Raw genomic sequence first — 18,287 nt, 5'->3', positions numbered from 1 at the left:
AGGCCGCGCCGAGACTGTGTGAAACTCATCGAACGCGGCGCGCCCTCTCTGCTCACTCGCCCCTGGACACACCGAATTCGGGCTCTAAACGGGGTAATTACACGGTTGTAGTTATCCACAAGCGCCTGATTTGCGGCCTCCGCGACCGCGCCCGGGGCGCCCGTCGTGCAGTGGGAAACCGGTCGCACGGGCCGAATCCCGGCGTGTCACTCCGTTCCAGAGGTGATCCACTGCATGACGGGCTTAGGCACGCGGTGCCGGGAGCCGGGTGCGAGCATGCGCGCGGCATCTCCCACGGAGCAGCGGCGGGTCCCGTGTCGTGCGCCAACCCGGGCGTAACCTGGAGCGATGAGCCAACACGCCGCCCGCCACCCCGAAGCCTCTGAGTCCCACGTCTCGTTCCCGGCGCCCCGCGCCTTCGCGTCGGACAACTGGTCGGGGGCCCACCCCGAGGTGCTCGAGGCGATCGCGGCGGCGAACACCGGGCACGTGGCCGCGTACGGCGGCGACCCCTACACCGAGCGGTTCCGTGAGCTCGCGCGCCGCCTCTTCGGCGAGGAGTCCGAGGCGTTCCCCGTGTTCAACGGCACGGGCGCGAACGTACTCGCGCTGCAGGCCGCACTCCCCCGCTGGGGCGCAGTCATCTGTGCACGCACCGCCCACATCAACACTGACGAAGCCGGCGCCCCCGAGAAGACGGGCGGCCTCAAGCTCTTCGGCATCGACACCCCCGACGGCAAGCTCACCCCCGAGCTCGTCGCCCACGAGGCCTGGGGATACGGAAGCGAGCACCGTTCGCAGCCGCTCGCCGTCTCGATCTCGCAGGTCACCGAGCTCGGCACTGTCTACACCCCGTCCGAGATCCGCGCGCTCTCTGAGCAGGCGCACGAGCTCGGCATGGTGCTGCACGTCGACGGATCCCGCATTGCAAACGCGGCCGCGCACCTCGGAGTCTCGCTCGCCGAGGCCGCTGCCGGGGCCGACCTGCTGAGCCTCGGCGGCACGAAGAACGGCCTGCTCGGCGCTGAAGCGGTCATCGTGCTGCGCGACGGAGCCGCCGCGGGCATCCCGTTCCTGCGCAAGATCGACCTGCAGCTCGCATCGAAGATGCGCTTCATCTCGGCGCAGCTCGTCGCGCTCTACGATGGTGACCTCTGGCTGCGCTCGGCGTCGCGCGCGAACGAACTCGCGCAGCGACTCGCTTCGGGAATCCGCTCGCTCGAGAGCGAGATCGAGGGGGTGCGGATCGCCCAGCCCGTCGAATCCAACGCCGTCTTCGTGGAGCTCCCGCCCGAGGTAGCTGAGCGGGCGCGAGCCGCCTTCACGTTCGGCGCTTGGCCGACTCAGCCCGGGCTCTACCGCCTCATGTGCTCGTTCGACACCGCCGAGGCCGATATCGAGGGGCTGCTCGCGGCGATCTCGGGCAGCCCCGCCACCACGGCAGCCGAATAGCCTAACGAGCGCGCGGAGCGGCGCGGAGCTCGCGCCCCCACCGGCCGCGAGACGGCAGAAGCCCCGGCCGGATCGCCCTCGCGAGCGCCCGACCGGGGTCGATGGAATTACTCCGCTGAGGCGATCCGCCGCGGCGACAGCCGTGCAAGAGCGAACGACAGCACGAGGGCCACGAGCACACCGATCACTGGCGGGATCCCGATCCCGAACTCACCCGCCACCCAGGCGAGCACACACGCGACCGCGTACACACCGAGGTTGATCCAGTTCGCCTTCGGCAGCGGCTCGCCCTCGGGCATCTGCGTGCGCCGCCAGCGCGCGAGATAATCGCCGATGATGACGCCGCCGAGCGGCGGAATGAACGTGCCGAGCAGCCCGAGGTACTGCGGCAGGTGCTCGTGCACGCCGACCAGGGCGAGCACGGTGCCGATGACGGAACCGATGATCACGAAGCGCGTCTTGCTCGGTTTCTCGAAGAGTTCTGCGCCCGCGACGCCGAAGGAGTACGCGGCGTCGGCGTTCGACTTCCACAGGTTGCCGAACAGTAGGAAGAGGCCCCAGCCCACGAGACCGAGGTTGAAGAGCACGAGCACGAAGTCGCCCTCGCCGAAGGTGATCGCGCCGACCGCGCCAAGGAAGATCATGAGGCCGTTGCCGATGAGGAAGCCGATGACGCATGCGAGCACGGCCTGGCGCCCGGTGCGGGCGAAGCGCGTCCAGTTGGGAGCCTGCGTACCCGCCGAGACGAAGGTACCGACGACAGCTGTAACCGCGACCGCGATGGGCATGGTCGCGTCGGGCTGCACGGCGGCAAGGCCGACCCAACCGCCGACCTCCTCGAGTGAGCGGAACATCACCCAGAGGGCGAGGATCAGGATCAGCGGAGTCGAGACCAGCGACACCCAATACATGCCGCGATACCCGTAGACCGCCGTAGCGCACATGAGAGCGCTGACCACGATCATGACGACCGCCTGGGCACCGAAGCCCTCCCAGCCGAAGGCCTGCGCCGTGAGTTCGCCGATCGTGCCGACGACCACGCCGTACCAACCGATCTGCGTGCCACCGAGCAGGATCGAGGCGAGCTTCGAGCCGCGCGTGCCCAGCGTGTAACGCGCCATGACGACGGTGGTGAGGCCGGTGCGCGCGCCGATCCACCCGAGCACCGCGACATACGCGCCGAGCACGCTCGAGCCGAGCAGGATCACGAGGAGTAGATCGCGCAGCGCGAACGACTCCCCGAGCGCGGCGCCCGCGAGCATCGTCGGCGTGAAGATCGTGAAGCCGAGCAGCACCACGACGAGCGAGAAGAAACCCTTACGCGCGTGCCCGGGCACCGGGGTCACCGGGTAGTCGCGGTCGACGACCTCCACGGTGAAGTTTCCGGCGGCGGATCGCGGGGCGCCGTGCGACGCGGCGCCGACCGCAGGTGCGGTGGGAGCAGCCGGTGCAGCGGACTCTGCGGCGAGCGCGTCAGGCTCCGTGTGGCCCGCGCTCACGCCTCCGACCCGCTCGCGCCCGCCCCGACCTCGCTGGTCTCGACGCCGATGTCCTCGGCCCAGATCTCGGGGCGCTCGGCCATCATGCGCTCCATGAGCCCGATGCAGGTCTCATCGTCAGCGATCACGAGCTCGGTCCCGTTGCTCTCAAGCCACGGCTCCGATACCGAGAAGTTGCGGTTCTCACCGATGACGATGCGGGGAATGTCGTACAGGATCGCCGTGCCGGCGCACATCGTGCAGGGCGAGAGCGTCGTGTAGAGCGTGCACTCGCGGTAGACGCTCGCGGGCAGCCGGCCGGCGTTCTCGAGGCAGTCGGTCTCACCGTGGCGGATCGCGCTGTCCATCTGTACGCGACGGTTGCGGCCAACGGCGATCACCTCGGGCCCATCGGCGCCGTGGCGCACGAGCGCGGCGCCGATCGGCACACCGCCTTCGCTCCACCCGATCTGCGCCTGTTCGATGGCGAGGTTCAAGAACTTCTGGTCTTCAGCGGAAAGCGGCATGACGTCAATCGTATCTCGCGGCCGCGATCCGCCCCCGACCTCAACCCGCGATGCTGCCGAAGGCGAGCCGAGCCGCGATGACGAGCATGGTCGCGGCGACCACGCCGTCCAAGATGCGCCAGGAGCGCGGGCTCGCGAAGAACCGGGTGAGCAGTCGCGCGCCGTAGCCGAGCACGGCGAACCAGCACAGGCTCGCGATCGCGCCGCCCAGCACGAACCACCAGCGATCCGGATCTCCCTGAGCGTTCCCGATCGTGCCCATGAGCACCATCGTGTCGAGGTAGACGTGCGGGTTCAGCAGCGTGATGGCCAGGCACGCGAGCACCGTGCGCCGTAGCGGGGCAGGCTCGCCGTCGCCCGCGATGAGCGCTTCGGGGCGAATCGCCCGCCGCGCTGCCGACCACGCGTACCAGAGCAGGAAGGCGACGCCGGCCCAGCGCACAATTTCGAGCAGGATCGGCACGCGCTGCACGACGAACCCGATGCCGGCCACTCCGAGCGTCTCGAGCACCGCGTCGGCCAGACCGCAGATGAGCACGACCGGGAGCACGTGCTCGCGCCGGATGCCCTGCCGCAGTACGAAGGCGTTCTGCGCGCCGATGGCGATGATGAGGGAGAGGCCGCTGCCGATGCCGACGAGAAAGGGAATGATCACTCTCTGAACGTAGGGGCTTGATCGACGCCTCAACCACTTCAGAGTGCCTACAGATTCTTCACGTGCATAAATTCTCCTTAATATAATCGTGTGGAGTTTCCGATGGAGCATCTCGCGACCTTCGCTGCCGTCATCGACGAGGGGAGCTTCGAGGGCGCAGCGCGGCGCCTGCACGTGACGCCCTCCGCGATCAGTCAGCGCGTGCGCGCCATGGAGGAGCGAGTCGGCACCGTGCTGGTGCAGCGGTCCCGCCCGGTTGCCGTGACGGAGGCCGGTGCGATCGTGCTGCGGGCCGCCCGGCAGGTCGCCCGGGTAGCCGCGGACATGGCGATCGAACTCGGGCCCGGCGACGCCGATGGCAGTCCCGCCCTGGTGCCCATCGTGGTGAACGCCGACTCTCTCGCCACGTGGTTCACACCCGCGCTCGCTCGGGCGGCGAGAGAAACGGGCGCAACCTTCGAGGTGCTGCGCGCCGACGAGACGATCTCCACCGAGCGGCTGCGCAGCGGCTCCGCGATGGCGGCGCTCACGGCGACGGCGGAGGCCGTGCCGGGTTGCACGTCCACACGGGTCGGCGTGGACCGCTACTGGGCGGTCGCGAGCCCCGGGTTCGTCGCGCAGCACTTCTCCGACGGCGTCACGGCACGCGCTTTGGCGACCGCACCGATGCTCGAGTTCGACCGCCACGACGCCTTCCAGCGCCGCTTTCTCCGCCGCGTTTCACGCGCGCGCATCGAGCCGCCGCGACACTACGTCCCCTCGTCGGCCGAGTTCGCGAACGCGATCGAGCTCGGCATGGGCTGGGGGATGCTGCCGGCACTGCAGTGCGCACAAGGACTCGCGGAGGAGACGCTCATTCGGCTCGGCGAGCAGCCGATCCTCATGCCGCTCTACTGGCAGCGCTGGAAGCTGAGTTCTCCCGTGCTCGACACGCTCTCTCGCGTCATCACCGAGGAGGCCGCTCTCGCGCTCGGTAGATCGGACGATTCAGCGGGTTCGCCTGGCCCGGCGGGATCGGCAGGCGCGGCTGGCACAGCAGGCCGGTCCAGCACGGCTGGCTCAGCTAGCTCGCGATCGAGCCGCCCCTAGGATGAAAGGGGCCGGAAGGAGCTGAATGTACGGGGTGCTGCAGGGATTCACCCTCATTCTGGTCGTGATGGGCGCCGGGTATCTCACCGCTCGCTTCGGCGTCGTGCGGGGTGAGCAACGTCGAGTGCTCAACAACGTCGCGTTCTTCGTGGCGACGCCCGCCCTCCTCTTCAGCGTGCTGCGCGAGAGCGACCCGAGCATCATCTTCTCACCGGTGATCGCGGTGACGAGCGTGTCCGCGATCATCGTGGCGGCGTGCTTCGTCGTGGCTTCGCGGCTCTGGTTCAAGCGCGACCTTGCGAGCACGACGTTGGGGGCTACTGCGTCGGGATACGTCAACTCGAACAATCTCGGCCTGCCGGTCGCCGTGTATATCCTCGGAGATGCCGCCTATGTCGCGCCGCTCATTCTCGTACAGCTGATCTTTTTCTCACCGGTGGTGCTCTCGCTGCTCGAAACGACGCGACGCGATCGGCTCGCGGCGACGGCGACGGCGACGGGGACGGAGACGGGGACAACGACGGCCGCTCGGGCCGGCGGCGGCGCGGAACCGAAGGTCGGCGCGATGCGGGGCGCTCTCAGTGCCCTCGGCCGTGCGGCATCCAACCCGATCATCATCGCGTCGCTGCTCGGCCTCATCGTCGCGCTCGTCGGAGTGCGGATTCCTGAGATCGTCACCGCACCGCTCGACATGCTCGGCGATGCCGCGATCCCCATGGTGCTGCTCAGCTTCGGCGTCTCACTGCACGGGCAGCGCGCCCTGCAGCCGGGGTCAGGGCGGGCAGCGGTCTTCGCGGCGTCCGCGCTCAAGCTCCTCATCATGCCGTTGCTCGCCTGGGCGCTCGCCAGCGCCATCGGGATGAGTGCTCACGAGGTGTTCGTCGCCACCACAATCGCCGCACTCCCAACTGCTCAGAACGTCTACAACTACGCGGCCACCTATCAGCGCGGGGAGACCCTCGTCCGCGACACAGTGTTCCTCACCACCTTCGCATCGCTCCCGATCATCGCGGCGATCGCCTGGCTCCTCGGGTGATTCGGTCTACGCCAACACCAGTGTCGCGGCCCGGGTACCGCGCGGGAATAGACGGCGAGCAGGGCGTGTTGTGCTCATGCGGAACTATTCGCACGACCTGAGGAGCATTTGTGAGCCCCCGCACCGCGCAGACCAGCGCCCCCGTTATCGAGTCGCTCGCCGAGCGCTGGAGCCCCCGCGCCTTCGACCTGAGTCACGAGCTTCCCGAGGGCGCGCTGCGCGGCCTGCTCGAGGCCGCGCGATGGGCGCCGAGCGCGAACAACACCCAGCCTTGGCGCTTCATCGTCGCCCGCCGCGGAGGCGAGAGCTTCGCTCGAATCGTCGACACGCTCGTGGGCTTCAACCAGGTGTGGGCGGTCAACGCGGGCGCACTCATCGTGAACCTCGCCGAAACAACGGACGCCGGCGGTAACGCACTTCCGTGGGCGGAGTACGACCTCGGCCAGGCAGTTGCGCACTTCAGCGTGCAGGCCACCGCCGAAGGTTTCCATGTTCACCAGCTGGGCGGCTTCGACCGCGATGGCGTGCGCGCGGCCTTTGATCTCGAGGATCGCCTGGTGCCGGTCTCCATCTCCGCAGTGGGCAAGATCGGGTCTGCCGACGACCTGCCCGAGGTGCTCCGCGAACGCGAGCTCGCACCCCGCACGCGACTCGACCTCGAGTCGCTCGTGCTCGTGCGCGACTGACGCACCACGACTGATGCACCGCGACTGATTCGCGAAAGGGAGAGGCGCTTACCCGAGGGTCGGCGCCTCTTCCGTGTCAGGTTCCGGCGTCGACCTCGGTCGCTCCCCCATCGAGGCGCAGCGCCTGAATCAGCTCGCCCGAGTGCTTCGTGGAGACGATGACCCTGGAGAAGTGATCGAACTCACCGCGCCAGCCGAGGTCTTCGTCAGCGTGCTCCGGCACTTCGAAGTCGATGACCACAGCAGGGCGGCCCTTACGCACGAGCACGAAGTCTCGGCCCGTGAAGTTTCGCCACGTACCCGCTGCGAACTTGCCTGGAAGTGCGGCTCCCGGCACGCGCACGCCGCGTACCCAGACCCACGGGTCTTCGGTCACGATCGCCGATGTGATGGCCGAGCGATCGAGAACGATGTCGCTGCGCCGCATCGACGCAAGCTTCTCCGCAGTCGTGAGACGGATGACCACGCGGTCAGGGTGCACCTCAACTCTTGCCATCGCGTCAGTCCAGCATGTCGCTCTGGTCGATGACCGACTCGACCGTTTCGATGAGCGCCCGCTTCTGGGCGTAGATCGGGTGCGACGGATCATCGGCTTCCGTGGGCAACCCCAGCGCCGCGGCCGCTTCAAGCGTGTTCACTCCGACACAGGCGACGATCGTGTTCTCAGGGATGTCGGGGAACTGCGCCGCGACCTCTTCAGCGATCTTCGCCGAAGCGACGAGCAACGCGTTGATCCGCCCGGACTCGATGTCTTCGCGAATGTGAACCGAAGCCGGCACTCCCACCGTGCGGAAGGCGAGCACCTGAGTAACGTCGTGGCCTCGCTCCATGAGACCCGAAGTGAGCACGGGGATCGCGACGTCCGATCGAAGCGTCAGGACTTTGAGCACCTCGCCGGTGTCGATCTCGCTCCACTCGTCGAGGAGCGCGTATGTGCTGTTCTCTTCGCTCGGCGTCCGGGTAATGTGGTAGCCCGCTTCTGTGAAGGCCACCGCCGTCGCCTCGCCAACGATCGCGACTTTGGTCTCGGGTGGAATGACTGCGTTGTGATGCTTCAGCACGTCGGCGACGGTAGAGCTCGTCGCGGTCATCCAATCGAACTTGCCTGCTTCGAGGTCTTTCAGCGCCTCGACGAGCTGTTCTTCTTCGCTCGTGTGAGCGAAATCGACCAGCGGAGCGATCACCGTGTGGGCACCCTGCGCACGAAGCGCTCTCGAGACCAGTTCGCCCCAGGTACCGCCCCGAGGAACAAGCACCCGAAGGCCACTGAGCGGCTTCGTCTCGGCAGACATACACCCCACTCACTCGACACCAATAAAAATGGCCGCGGCAACAGCTCTTGCTGAGGCCAGGCCGATCACGGAAATCCGTTGACCCTATTCTTACCCTGCCGCCCCGGGGAAGCAAAACGACGGCGTTCGGAGGCGCGAACGCAACCGAACTGTGATCTAGCTGTGGTCCGAGGACATGCGACGAACCCCTGAACGGTAACCCTAGCGGAGTCGATCCGCGATGCGGGCGGCGACGCCCCAGACCGCGAGCCCGGCAAGGGCTGCGACCCCTGCGACTCCCGCAGCGAAAGCGACGGGGTTCCGTCGGTGCTCCTGCGCGAGACGCAGCTTCGCCTCTTCGAGGGCATTGTCGATACGCTGCGCGTAATTCAACTGCACCTTGAGCTGCGAGAGCGTGGTGTAGAGCTCGGCTCGCGCGTGCGCCGCATCCGCGATCCCCTCGCGCTGACTGTCTTGACCGCTCATCTCCAGTTCCCCTCTTCTCCGACGCGTGGCATCCCCTGGGTGCTATACCGCTGCGGCGGCACCGTCGGGTCGGCGTTCACCCGCACCTCGCCGATCGCTGAGAGATCATTACCCACCCGCTCGAGCGTTTCTTCGGGCACCGGGTTACCGCGCTTGATGAGCATGATTCCCGCTAGCACCGCAAGCGCGGCGAGAATCAGGAGTGCAGCCGCCACGACGAGCGCGGCAAGCCACCAGGGCCAGACGAGCGCAAGAGCAGCGATGGCCGCAATGACCAGCGCTTCGAGCATGAAGAACAGGAAGAAGAGTGCGATGACCACGGCGCCTGCGCCGATGCCCGCTTTCTTCGCCTTTGAGATCGCCTCTCGCTTCGCGTTCTGGTATTCGATCTTCGCGAGCGTGACGATCTGGTGGGGCAGCCGGCTCAGGAGCTCGAAGGTACCCGCTTCATGGGATTTTTTGCGGATCATGCTCCAGCTCCGTCAGCACCCTGATCTGTGCTGTGAGCCGAACCGGCGGGTTTCGCTCCCCCGAGCGAGGTCGCTTCGGTACCGCGCGGATTCGCCGTGGTTCCCGTCGCTTCATCGACGCTCACGCTTCCCGACTGCCGAGATGCGCCGGCGCCTGACGTACCGGCGTTCCCGCGCTGTTCGTAGTGGCCGCTCGTCGCGCGATCCTGCTGACCGATCAGCGAGGCGAAGGCTGACTTGCCCGCGCGCAGTGCGGAGTCCTTCAGGTTATCGACCGTGCCGCGGGTCGCGTCGCGCACCGCATCAGCACCGCGCTGCACCGGCGCAGTGTTCCAGAGCTGCTCAGCGCCGCGCTTGATCTGCTCGTAGCGTTCGCGACCTGCCCGACTGCCCAGTACATAGCCTGCCGCAGCGCCGAGAACGAATGCGATCTTGCCCTTCATGATGCCTCCAGTTCGTGGCGGTTCCTGGTTCTCGCCCAGCCTACTCTCGCTGACGGCCCGACGCATGCGCCTGGGGTTATATATCGCCCCCAGCTGCGCTACTCGGCGATTCCCGTGAGGCGTTTCCGCAATCGAGCGGAGACCTCACGGGCATCCGTTACTGCCGAAGCAAGGTCTCCACTATGCCGCGAGGCCCCCACCCGGAGGCAAGTACGTTCCGTTTCGCGCAGCGAAGTGGTATGCGCGGCGGCAAGCTCACGCGCCTCACGCGAGGAATAGAGCGCCGGGACGGCGCGAGCCGCCACTCCCGCGGGGCGCTCCGTCAGTTCGAGGGCCGCAAGTATCGACTCCGCCGCGTCAGCTGCGCTCCCGAGATGCCCCTCGTGCGCTGGCCCCGAGCAGTGGACGCTCCATGCGTCGGGCACGGAGCCCGCGCTCCCGCCCTGAGGCGCGATCCACCGCACCACCCAGAGCGATCCATCGACAGAGCGCTCGACCGTAAGCGCATCCAGGGTCTCATCGTCGCACACCTCGGGCGGGGGCGCCACGGTCGCCGACACGATCCAACGCTGTTGATCAACTGCCCTGGGAGTCGAGCCTTCTCGCAGCGCCTCCGCGGGATCGTGCCCCTCGCCGAGCACGATCGCCCGTGCCTCGATGGTCTCTGTTTCTCCGGCCTCGGCGCGTTCGGTCACCGTCCACACGGCATCGCTCTCATGCTCACCGGGCTCGACATTGACCGCCTGCTCGGCAGGCACCGAACCGGGCGCGATCGCGGCAACCTCCGCCTCGATCACCTCAACCGAGAAGAGGGAGAGGCGTTCGAGCAGTGCTCGCTGGAGCTCGCTCCACCCCCCAGCCGGTCGCACGATAGTTTCACGTGCAACATAACGCTCTGCATACGGCAGCACCGCCCCGCAGAGCGACGCGGCGGTCGTCACGTCCTCGTTGAGTCCCGGCGCCGCGACCGCCACGTCGACGCGGTCAGGGTCTACACCGTACTTCTCCCACACGAGTGGCAGCAGTAACCGCTCAGCTACCTTGCGACCGAGGCGCCCGCGCACGAGCGCGCCCAGTGTCCGCGTTTTACCGATGGTGAGCAGCGGGAGCACTCGGTCGAGAAACGCGCGCGTCGCACCGGCGCCGCCGAGCACTCGCTGGCTTGCTTCTGAAAGCGGCACAGCGGGGATGCCGAAGACCGCGGGCCACGGCTGCGAAGTGAGACCGCCCGAGCGAGTCCGAACCCGTGCGGGACGCGGGACGAAGCGCTCCAGCGTCAGGGGCGCGGAAGCCACCGGGCTTCGGGGATCCAGCGGGGCACTGACGTGCTCGACAAGGGCGTGCAGCGCCCCATCGGGGTCGGTCACGCGATCCGGATCGAACCCCCGCTCCCTCGCGGCGGACTTCCCAGGCGCGTTCCGTTCGCCAATTCCCTTGCGACCACCCAGGGCGCGAGAAATCTCCACCCGCGCATCCCGATCGGCGAGAGGTCGCACGATTCTCACCGTGAGTCCGAGCTCGGCGAACTCCAGCGCGGCTGAGAGCTCGACAATGCCGTCACCGACGACGTAAACGTCAACCATGCGTCGGGGACTGCGCTGAAAGTTGAACAGGCATCTGAACCTGCACGAAATCGATTCGCGTGCGGCCGTACCCGTGCTTCTGGAATACGCGCAGCACGAGCCAGATGAACACCGCATAGCCGATGAGCGAACCGATGAGCGAACCGAGACCGCCGGTCTGCTCCACCTGCGCGGTTTCACCACCGACGGCGAAAGACATGAGCCCGAACGCAATGATGTTATTCACGATGTGGATCGCGATGGCCGCCTCAAGGCCACCAGTGCGCCAGGTCAGCCACGCCGAGACGACTCCGAGCAGGCCGACCGCGAGCAGCCCCCAAGCGTCGTAAATGTGAGAGAGCGCGAACCCGACGGAGGGGATGAGGATCGCGAACCACGGGTTCTTCAACCACGAGCCCAGCACCTGCATGAATAATCCGCGGAAGACGACCTCTTCAGCGGTCGCTTGCGCTGGCACCAGAAGCACCACGAGCGCGAGCGACGTCCATGCGGCGACCCAGTCGAAGTCGTCCGGCAGGGCGGGCGCCGTCTCGGTGGCGGAGCCCGGATCCATCGCGAGCTCGAGCGCGATCCCCGTGACGTTCATCACGACCACGGCGATCAGCGCCACCCCGAGGAGGCGTCCGAGGAGCCCCCAGCGAAGACGACCGGCGACTGACCAGACCCGCCCGATGGGGCGCATGCCCAAGGTCAGCATCGCCAGAATGACTGCCGGGATCATGATGATGATGGAGACCAGGCTCAGAAGCACAGAGACTGGCACTTGCGTGTCCAGCACCTCGCCGGTGCCCGAGGCAATAGACCCGAGGTAGTCCGGGTTCGCCATCAGGAGCGGAATGAAGGCGACACTCACGATGACAGTAAAAATGCCGAAGTAGACCCCGGCGACGAGCAGCAGGAGCAGCGGCTTCCACCAACGGTAACTCGCTGTGCCGCGGAGCAGCCGGTGGTACTCCAGGGGTTCCGTCTCAACCATCTGCATCTGCTGGGCTTGCTGCGCCCACGCCCACTGCGCGGGAGCGCCCGGAGCTCCCGCCGGTAACGCCCCGGCGCCATTCACCCAGCCATCGACGCCGGCCGTCGGCGCCGCGCTCGGGTCGGGCTGCTCGGTCGGCACCGAGACGGGACGCTCGGCGTCCTCGGATCCGCTGCTCGTCATCAGAACCTCACGCGCCTCGCAGTCTCTCGGCGAGGAAGGCATGGAGTTCGGCACGCGGAACGCGCACCTGCTCCATCGTGTCCCGCTCGCGGACGGTCACGGCGTTATCGTCGAGCGAATCGAAGTCGACGGTGACGCAGAAGGGGGTGCCGATCTCGTCCTGGCGCCGGTACCGGCGGCCGATCGCACCCGAATCGTCGAAGTCGACGTTCCAATCATCGCGCAGCTCAGCGGCGATCTCGCGCGCGAGGGGCGACAACGCCTCGTTCCGGCTGAGCGGCAGCACGGCGGCCTTGATCGGCGCGAGCCGCGGATCGAGCGCGAGCAGGGTGCGCTTGTCGGTGCCGCCCTTGGCGTTCGGCACCTCCTCCTCGCGATACGCATCGACGAGGAACGCCATGAGCGACCGAGTGAGGCCCGCCGCCGGCTCGATCACGTACGGCGTGTACCGCTCATTCTTCGTCTGGTCGAAGAAGTTCAAATCCTTACCCGAGTGCTTCGAGTGCGTCGACAGGTCGAAATCCGTGCGGTTCGCGATGCCCTCGAGCTCGCCCCACTCGCCGCCCGTGAAACCGAAGCGGTACTCGATATCAGCGGTGCGCTTCGAGTAGTGCGACAGCTTCTCCTGCGGGTGCTCGTAGAAGCGCAAGTTATCGGGGTTGATGCCGAGGCCGACGTACCACGCCATGCGCTCGTTCATCCAGTACTCCTGCCACTCCTCGTCCGTCCCCGGCTCGACGAAGAATTCCATCTCCATCTGTTCGAACTCGCGGGTGCGGAAGATGAAGTTGCCGGGCGTGATCTCGTTGCGGAAGCTCTTGCCGATCTGGCCGATCCCGAACGGGGGCTTCATGCGGGCCGCCTGCAGCACGTTCGCGAAGTTCACGAAGATGCCCTGCGCGGTCTCGGGGCGCAGGTAGTGCATTCCGGCCTCGTCGTCGACGGGACCGAGGAAGGTCTTGAGCAGACCGGAGAACGCACGAGGCTCGGTCCACTGACCGCGGGTGCCGCAGTTCGCGCAGACGATCTCGGCCATGCCGCCTTCGGGAGCGCGTCCCTTCTTCTCCTCGAACGCCTCGATCAGGTGGTCTTCGCGGTAGCGCTTGTGGCACTGCAGGCACTCGATGAGCGGGTCGCTGAACACCTCGACGTGACCCGACGCCTCCCACACCTGCTTGGGCAGAATCACGCTCGAGTCGATGCCCACGACGTCGTCGCGCTTCTGCACGACGGCCTTCCACCATTGCCGCTTGATGTTCTCCTTGAGGGCAGTACCGAGTGGGCCATAGTCCCACGCCGAGCGCGATCCGCCGTAGATCTCACCCGCCTGGAACACGAAACCGCGGTGGCGGGCAAGGGCGATGACCTTATCGAGACGGGACTGCTCAGCCATGTTCTGCATTCACTCCAAGGGGCAAGCGGGGATCTTGGCACCGGCGCACGACGCGCGTCGGCATAGGCGCCCAGTCTACCGCTTGGCTCCGTAGAGCCCCCTGACTTGCTCGCTCGCAGCGACTATGCGGTCAGCGCCTCGGTCCGGGTCTCCCGCCACCCATCGAGTTCCGTGATCACGGCGGCGCCAGCGCTCTCGATACCGCCGTCATTGGGGTGCGGATCGGCGGTGCCGAGACCCACGTTGACGCTCTGGGCCTCCCCCGCGCGATCCGCGTTCGCGGCACGCGGCAGCCACGGGAGGCTGATCGCCTCGGCCGCCGTGCAACTCGGGTCCCAGCGGTGCTCTGGAGTCGAAGGAAGCGGAAGCACTGCGGTCACGACCGGCACAGACTGAGTCAGTTCGGCGGACCGCGTGGCTCGCAGCGCGACGATGAGGCCGTACCCGCCCATGACCGCCCACACTACGTTCGAGACCATCGACGGCCACGCTCCGTATGCGAGCGCCCCGGCTGCCGCGAAGAGGCCACCCGCGGTGTTGAGCACGAGATAGCGCTTCATCGACGGCGTCCAGGTGCCGCGGAGCATCAGAACGTATGCGGCGAACGTGCCCGCGGTGCCGACCCACCCGAGTGCGCTCCCGACGAATTCCTGCACCGCTCGCTCCTCCCTGATTCCACTCCCTGGAGGCGTTCAAAGCCCCCGCGTCTCACGACATCTGCGAGACCACCGCATTTATCATCGGGCGACGCCGCGTCCAGCACAATCGAATCTTTTCTGATCCTGGATGTAGAATTTCTTAACATGAGAATCGCGGTTTCTCGCCTGCCGTTCCTGCTCCAAATCGCCCGTTCCGGCGGGGTTCTCGCGGCTGCGGAAGCGCTGAATCTGACCCCTTCAGCGGTGTCGCAGCAGCTCGCCCGCCTCGAGGACGAGGTCGGAGTGCCGCTCGTGATCCGCAACCCGCGCGGAGTGACGATGACCGCTGCCGGGCGCGAACTCGTCGAGCTGGCCGAGAGCGTCGAACGCGAGGTCAACGAGGCGGCGCTCCGCGTGGGCGCCGCGAGCGAGCTCCCGAGCGGTTCCGTGCGGCTCGGGAGCTTCCATAGCTTCATGAGCGGGGTGCTCGCGCCCGCGCTTCCCGCCTGGCGCACCGAACTCGCCGGTGTCCAGCTCGCGGTGCTCGAGGCGGATCGCGACGCGCTCCTCCGAGGCCTCCGCACCGCCTCGCTCGACCTTGTGGTGATCGAGCGCGACGAGTCAGTGCCGCCTCCCCCGCTCGGGCCCGGGGTGCGCGAGGTTACGCTGCTCGAGGACCCGTGGGTGTTGGTCACGCCGGCCGGCACCCAGGCGACGATGGGGCTTGTGGAGGTCGAGCGCCTTCGGCTGCCGTGGCTCGAGGTCGACGTGGGTTCAGGCGCGCACCATGCGGCTCAGCGGGTGCGCGCCTCAGCGCCGGCTTCGTTCACGACGCCGCACCGCTACGCGAGCCATCAGTTCGCACTCGCTCTCGTCGCCGCTGGTGAGGGCGTTACGGTGCTCCCACAGCTGTCGCTCCGCGAACTCTCGCTCGACGGCGTCGAAACGCACGAGCTCCCGGGCCTCGGTGTGCGCCACATCACGCTGCGCTACCGCGTGGGGCGCAAGCCGGATCCCGCGACGCTCGCGGCTGTGGAGTTCTTGCGTCGGCTGGCTACGCCGGGCGAGCCCAGTGGCGAACACTGACGCAGCTCGCGGCTATGCCCACTCCCCGATGACGAGGTTCTCAGGCGTCTCACCCCGCTTGAGATGCTCGATCTGCCGGTGAATCAATGCGGTCACGCGCGGCAGCATGGCGCTCGAGTCGCCGCCGACGTGCGGCGTGATGATGGTGTTCGGCGTCGTCCACAGTGGGTGCCCTTCGGGCAGCGGCTCCGGATCGGTGACGTCGAGCGCCGCGCGCACACGCCCCGCTACGAGTTCTGCAACGAGCGCTTCGGTGTTGACGACGGGCCCGCGCGCCACGTTGACCACCAGCGCCCCGTCAGGGAGCTGCGCGAGTGCGGCGGCGTCGAGCATGCCGCGGGTGTCGTCCGTCAGCGGCACCGCGAGAATCACGATCTCCGCCTTCGCAAGGCACTCGTGCAGGGTATCGAACCCGTGCACTTCCACCGTGTCGCCTGCGAGATTCTGCTCGGTGCGAGAGGTACGAGCGAGACGCGTGATATCGACCTCGAATCCCGCGAGGCGCGCCTCGACCGCCTTTGACACCCCGCCGTAGCCGATGAGGAGCACCTTCCGATCGGCGACGCTCGGGAACGACTGCAGGTTCCACCGCTCGGCGTCAGCGTCGTGAATGAACTGCTGCAGGCCTCGTTGGGCGGCGAGCGTCAACGCCACCGCGAGTTCGGCGGTCGACGTCTCATGCACCGTTGCCGCGTTCGCCAGGGGAATTCCTTCGGGGAGGTGCCGGTCCACTCCGTTGTAACCGATCGACTGCCACTGCACCAGACGGACCGGTATGCCGGCAAGGCCGCTCAAGCGCCGTGCGCTCTCCCAGTACGGCGGAATCACGATGTCGAAGTGGTCGCGCGGCGCGGGGCCCTCGAGGTTCCACTCAACGAACTCGACGCCCTCGACTTCTCCGAGAACGTCGCGCAATCCGGGATCACTGGGGCACGAAACGGTGAGGTTTGCCATGCGCACGAGTCTATCCGGGGCGAAGTCGGGGAGGGAGGGCACAGGCCTCACCCTCCCCGCCTTCCCGTTTACCTCAGAGCCACTCTGCCCGTACGGCGTCGAATTTCATCCGCTGTTTCTTTCGCGTCACCCTGTGGTGCGTTCGACTTCGCGTCCGGTCGCGCCGAGAACAGGTAGACGAGTCCGGTGACCAGCACGACCGCGAGCCCGATGAGCACGATGTAGTCCGTGAAGAAGGACCCGGACGATCCGGGCGTCGCGAGCAGCACGATCGCGAAGATCCCGTAGGCGAAGGCGAGCACATTGACGATGATCCCCACTGCGCCGAGGCTGAAGGGGCCAGCCGGCTTCCAGCCGCGGAGGCGCTGGCGGAGCGCAGCGAACACCACCATCTGGAAGGACAGGTAGATGCCCAGGATCGCGAAGGACGTGACCGCCACCAGAATGCCGTCGTTGAAGTAGATCAGAACGCAGATGAGCGCGGGCACCGTGCACGCAATGATGAGCGCATTCGTCGGAACCTTGCTCCGCTCCGAAACGTGGGACAGCCAGGTGTGTCCGGGCAGCATCCCGTCGCGGGCGAAGGAGTAGAGCAGTCGGCTTGCGGCCGCCTGCAGGCTCAGCACGCACGAGATGAAGGCCAGGATCGCTACGACCAGGAAGATCTTCGCGCCGACCTCGCCGAGTGTAGCCGTGAGGATGGCGGGGATCGGGTCTCCGACCTCTCCTGCGACGATCTCTTGCAAGTTCGGTGCTGCGAGCACGTAGCCTCCGAAGGAGAACAGAGCTGAAACTGCACCGACGACGATCGTCATGATCATGGCGCGGGGAATGCGACGCGCAGGATCAGAGACCTCTTCCGCCACGTCGCCGCACGCCTCGAAGCCGTAGAAGAGGAACAGTCCGGCAAGGGCTGATGCGATGAATGCTGGGAGGTAGGACCCGTCACCGGCGACCCCCATGGAGTCGAAGAACACGGAGAAGTCGTGCTTCCGTTGGAAGATCAGGAGATAGAGCCCGATCCCGATCACGCCGATCAGCTCGGCGAAGAGTCCGAGGCGGGCGATACGCGCCAGCCATTTCGTGCCGGTGAAGTTGATGGCGAGGGCGATGAGCAGGAGCGCCAGCGCCGTGATCAGCGTGGACTCACGCGTCAGTTCGATGCCGAAGAGCGCGGTGACGAAGCCCGCACCGAACTCGGCGACTGACGTGATTGTCACGATCATTGCCCAGATGTACACCCAGGCCGCCATCCACGCGTAGCGTCGGCCCCATAGCCGTCGAGCCCACGGGTACACCCCACCATGAATCGGGTACTGCGACACGACCTCGCCGAAGACGAGCGATACGAGCAGCTGTCCGCACGCGACGATCACGATCCACCAGATGGAGGGCGGACCTCCAGTTGAAAGCGCGACCGCGAAGAGCGAATAGACACCCACCAGCGGTGAAAGATAGGTGAAGCCGAGGGCGAAGTTCGCCCAGAGGCTCATCGACCGGTCGAACTTGTCCTCGTAGCCGAGCACTGCAAGGTGCTCGTTATCGGATAGATGCCCGCGGTTGGGTGCATCGCTCATGATGATTTCCTTTCGGATCGCCTGTGATCCCGGCAGCATCGTTGCTGCCACGTGCCGAGTATAGGACCGCACTCGCACCAGCGACGCTGACGCGGACGCCATGTTGCTTTTCGGCATAAAAAGGGCCCGTGACCGGCGTGCACACCATCTCTGGCGCGCCCACGGGCACGAGCCCAATAACTCCGTATATAGCGAAAGGGTCGTAGGGTGAGTGCCGTCTTCGGCTCTTACCCTACGACCCTTCCATAAAAGGTGTCCGGCGGTGTCCTACTCTCCCACAAGGTCCCCCTTGCAGTACCATCGG

General features: G+C 66.9%; 19 protein-coding genes. 5 read left to right on the top strand and 14 right to left on the bottom strand.

The features are described from left to right. Positions 1 to 348 precede the first annotated feature (348 nt). Positions 349 to 1,452 carry a threonine aldolase family protein gene (locus WFH00_RS08010; protein ID WP_336660266.1) on the top strand — a complete coding sequence of 368 codons (1,104 nt, stop codon included), beginning with the start codon at positions 349 to 351 and terminating at the stop codon, positions 1,450 to 1,452. A 107-nt stretch (positions 1,453 to 1,559) separates the two neighbouring features. Here WFH00_RS08010 and codB read toward each other — a convergent pair whose 3' ends face one another. From codB to WFH00_RS07995, 3 genes are read right to left on the bottom strand one after another with little or no spacing between them, the layout of a single operon-like run. Next, a complete protein-coding gene (gene codB, locus WFH00_RS08005; protein ID WP_336660265.1) occupies positions 1,560 to 2,951 on the bottom strand; it encodes a cytosine permease in 1,392 nt (463 codons plus the stop codon). Next, on the bottom strand, positions 2,948 to 3,457 hold the full coding sequence (locus tag WFH00_RS08000) for a nucleoside deaminase (protein WP_336660263.1): 510 nt from the start codon (positions 3,455 to 3,457) through the stop codon (positions 2,948 to 2,950). The genes codB and WFH00_RS08000 overlap by 4 nt, the downstream gene beginning before the upstream one ends. A gap of 40 nt (positions 3,458 to 3,497) precedes the next feature. After that, complete coding sequence (locus WFH00_RS07995) at positions 3,498 to 4,112, bottom strand: LysE/ArgO family amino acid transporter (protein ID WP_336660262.1); 615 nt, start codon at positions 4,110 to 4,112, stop codon at positions 3,498 to 3,500. Positions 4,113 to 4,202: 90 nt separating this feature from the next. On the opposite strand from WFH00_RS07995, the gene WFH00_RS07990 reads away from it, so the two are divergent. The 3 genes from WFH00_RS07990 to WFH00_RS07980 all read left to right on the top strand — a co-directional run bounded on the left by WFH00_RS07990 (position 4,203) and on the right by WFH00_RS07980 (position 6,923). Next, positions 4,203 to 5,201, top strand: coding sequence for a LysR family transcriptional regulator ArgP (locus tag WFH00_RS07990; protein WP_336660260.1), 999 nt, complete (start codon positions 4,203 to 4,205; stop codon positions 5,199 to 5,201). Positions 5,202 to 5,226: 25 nt separating this feature from the next. Further along, complete coding sequence (locus WFH00_RS07985) at positions 5,227 to 6,237, top strand: AEC family transporter (protein WP_336660259.1); 1,011 nt, start codon at positions 5,227 to 5,229, stop codon at positions 6,235 to 6,237. Between the two features lie 110 nt (positions 6,238 to 6,347). Then, positions 6,348 to 6,923 (top strand): nitroreductase family protein, encoded by a 576-nt coding sequence (locus WFH00_RS07980; protein WP_336660258.1) that lies wholly within the window; start codon positions 6,348 to 6,350, stop codon positions 6,921 to 6,923. A gap of 76 nt (positions 6,924 to 6,999) precedes the next feature. Here the strand turns inward: WFH00_RS07980 and WFH00_RS07975 are convergent, their stop codons facing one another. The 9 genes from WFH00_RS07975 to WFH00_RS07935 form a co-directional block, all read right to left on the bottom strand. After that, complete coding sequence (locus WFH00_RS07975; protein ID WP_336660257.1) at positions 7,000 to 7,419, bottom strand: hypothetical protein; 420 nt, start codon at positions 7,417 to 7,419, stop codon at positions 7,000 to 7,002. Positions 7,420 to 7,423: 4 nt separating this feature from the next. Continuing rightward, on the bottom strand, positions 7,424 to 8,215 hold the full coding sequence (locus tag WFH00_RS07970) for a uroporphyrinogen-III synthase (protein WP_336660254.1): 792 nt from the start codon (positions 8,213 to 8,215) through the stop codon (positions 7,424 to 7,426). Between the two features lie 201 nt (positions 8,216 to 8,416). Further along, on the bottom strand, positions 8,417 to 8,680 hold the full coding sequence (locus WFH00_RS07965; protein WP_336660252.1) for a hypothetical protein: 264 nt from the start codon (positions 8,678 to 8,680) through the stop codon (positions 8,417 to 8,419). Continuing rightward, positions 8,677 to 9,150, bottom strand: a complete 474-nt coding sequence (locus tag WFH00_RS07960; RefSeq protein ID WP_336660251.1) for a phage holin family protein — start codon at positions 9,148 to 9,150, stop codon at positions 8,677 to 8,679. Before WFH00_RS07960 ends, WFH00_RS07965 begins: the two co-directional genes overlap by 4 nt. Then, positions 9,147 to 9,593 carry a YtxH domain-containing protein gene (locus WFH00_RS07955; protein WP_336660250.1) on the bottom strand — a complete coding sequence of 149 codons (447 nt, stop codon included), beginning with the start codon at positions 9,591 to 9,593 and terminating at the stop codon, positions 9,147 to 9,149. The genes WFH00_RS07960 and WFH00_RS07955 overlap by 4 nt, the downstream gene beginning before the upstream one ends. Before the next feature lie 98 nt (positions 9,594 to 9,691). Beyond that, complete coding sequence (locus WFH00_RS07950) at positions 9,692 to 11,176, bottom strand: hypothetical protein (protein WP_336660249.1); 1,485 nt, start codon at positions 11,174 to 11,176, stop codon at positions 9,692 to 9,694. Continuing rightward, entirely contained in the window at positions 11,169 to 12,335 is a 1,167-nt protein-coding gene (locus tag WFH00_RS07945) for a CPBP family intramembrane glutamic endopeptidase (RefSeq protein WP_336660247.1), read from the bottom strand. The genes WFH00_RS07950 and WFH00_RS07945 overlap by 8 nt, the downstream gene beginning before the upstream one ends. A gap of 7 nt (positions 12,336 to 12,342) precedes the next feature. Next, on the bottom strand, positions 12,343 to 13,728 hold the full coding sequence (locus tag WFH00_RS07940) for a glycine--tRNA ligase (protein ID WP_336660245.1): 1,386 nt from the start codon (positions 13,726 to 13,728) through the stop codon (positions 12,343 to 12,345). Positions 13,729 to 13,850: 122 nt separating this feature from the next. Next, positions 13,851 to 14,384: a hypothetical protein gene (locus WFH00_RS07935; protein WP_336660244.1), complete on the bottom strand. Its 534-nt coding sequence runs from the start codon at positions 14,382 to 14,384 to the stop codon at positions 13,851 to 13,853. Between the two features lie 147 nt (positions 14,385 to 14,531). Here WFH00_RS07935 and WFH00_RS07930 point away from each other — a divergent pair, with 147 nt between their 5' ends. Further along, positions 14,532 to 15,452 carry a LysR family transcriptional regulator gene (locus tag WFH00_RS07930; RefSeq protein WP_336660243.1) on the top strand — a complete coding sequence of 307 codons (921 nt, stop codon included), beginning with the start codon at positions 14,532 to 14,534 and terminating at the stop codon, positions 15,450 to 15,452. A 12-nt stretch (positions 15,453 to 15,464) separates the two neighbouring features. Here WFH00_RS07930 and WFH00_RS07925 read toward each other — a convergent pair whose 3' ends face one another. Together WFH00_RS07925 and WFH00_RS07920 are read right to left on the bottom strand one after the other, a co-directional pair. After that, positions 15,465 to 16,406 carry a 2-hydroxyacid dehydrogenase gene (locus WFH00_RS07925; RefSeq protein ID WP_336660242.1) on the bottom strand — a complete coding sequence of 314 codons (942 nt, stop codon included), beginning with the start codon at positions 16,404 to 16,406 and terminating at the stop codon, positions 15,465 to 15,467. Positions 16,407 to 16,474: 68 nt separating this feature from the next. After that, complete coding sequence (locus WFH00_RS07920) at positions 16,475 to 17,983, bottom strand: APC family permease (RefSeq protein WP_336660241.1); 1,509 nt, start codon at positions 17,981 to 17,983, stop codon at positions 16,475 to 16,477. Positions 17,984 to 18,287 lie beyond the last annotated feature (304 nt).

Origin of the sequence: Leucobacter sp. USHLN153 (genome assembly GCF_037145615.1) — a bacterium.
GTDB lineage: Bacteria > Actinomycetota > Actinomycetes > Actinomycetales > Microbacteriaceae > Leucobacter.
This window is presented reverse-complemented; position numbering and strand designations above follow the sequence as displayed.

Bases quoted from the DNA above. Each gene is read 5' to 3' on its own strand.
- WFH00_RS07955 (WP_336660250.1), bottom strand. From the start codon at position 9,593: ATGAAGGGCAAGATCGCATTCGTTCTCGGCGCTGCGGCAGGCTATGTA.
- WFH00_RS07965 (WP_336660252.1), bottom strand. From the start codon at position 8,680: ATGAGCGGTCAAGACAGTCAGCGCGAGGGGATCGCGGATGCGGCGCAC.
- WFH00_RS07945 (WP_336660247.1), bottom strand. From the start codon at position 12,335: ATGACGAGCAGCGGATCCGAGGACGCCGAGCGTCCCGTCTCGGTGCCG.
- WFH00_RS07975 (WP_336660257.1), bottom strand. From the start codon at position 7,419: ATGGCAAGAGTTGAGGTGCACCCTGACCGCGTGGTCATCCGTCTCACG.
- WFH00_RS07925 (WP_336660242.1), bottom strand. From the start codon at position 16,406: ATGGCAAACCTCACCGTTTCGTGCCCCAGTGATCCCGGATTGCGCGAC.
- WFH00_RS07970 (WP_336660254.1), bottom strand. From the start codon at position 8,215: ATGTCTGCCGAGACGAAGCCGCTCAGTGGCCTTCGGGTGCTTGTTCCT.
- WFH00_RS07920 (WP_336660241.1), bottom strand. From the start codon at position 17,983: ATGAGCGATGCACCCAACCGCGGGCATCTATCCGATAACGAGCACCTT.
- WFH00_RS07960 (WP_336660251.1), bottom strand. From the start codon at position 9,150: ATGATCCGCAAAAAATCCCATGAAGCGGGTACCTTCGAGCTCCTGAGC.
- WFH00_RS08010 (WP_336660266.1), top strand. From the start codon at position 349: ATGAGCCAACACGCCGCCCGCCACCCCGAAGCCTCTGAGTCCCACGTC.
- WFH00_RS07940 (WP_336660245.1), bottom strand. From the start codon at position 13,728: ATGGCTGAGCAGTCCCGTCTCGATAAGGTCATCGCCCTTGCCCGCCAC.
- WFH00_RS07950 (WP_336660249.1), bottom strand. From the start codon at position 11,176: ATGGTTGACGTTTACGTCGTCGGTGACGGCATTGTCGAGCTCTCAGCC.
- WFH00_RS07985 (WP_336660259.1), top strand. From the start codon at position 5,227: ATGTACGGGGTGCTGCAGGGATTCACCCTCATTCTGGTCGTGATGGGC.
- WFH00_RS08000 (WP_336660263.1), bottom strand. From the start codon at position 3,457: ATGCCGCTTTCCGCTGAAGACCAGAAGTTCTTGAACCTCGCCATCGAA.
- WFH00_RS07930 (WP_336660243.1), top strand. From the start codon at position 14,532: ATGAGAATCGCGGTTTCTCGCCTGCCGTTCCTGCTCCAAATCGCCCGT.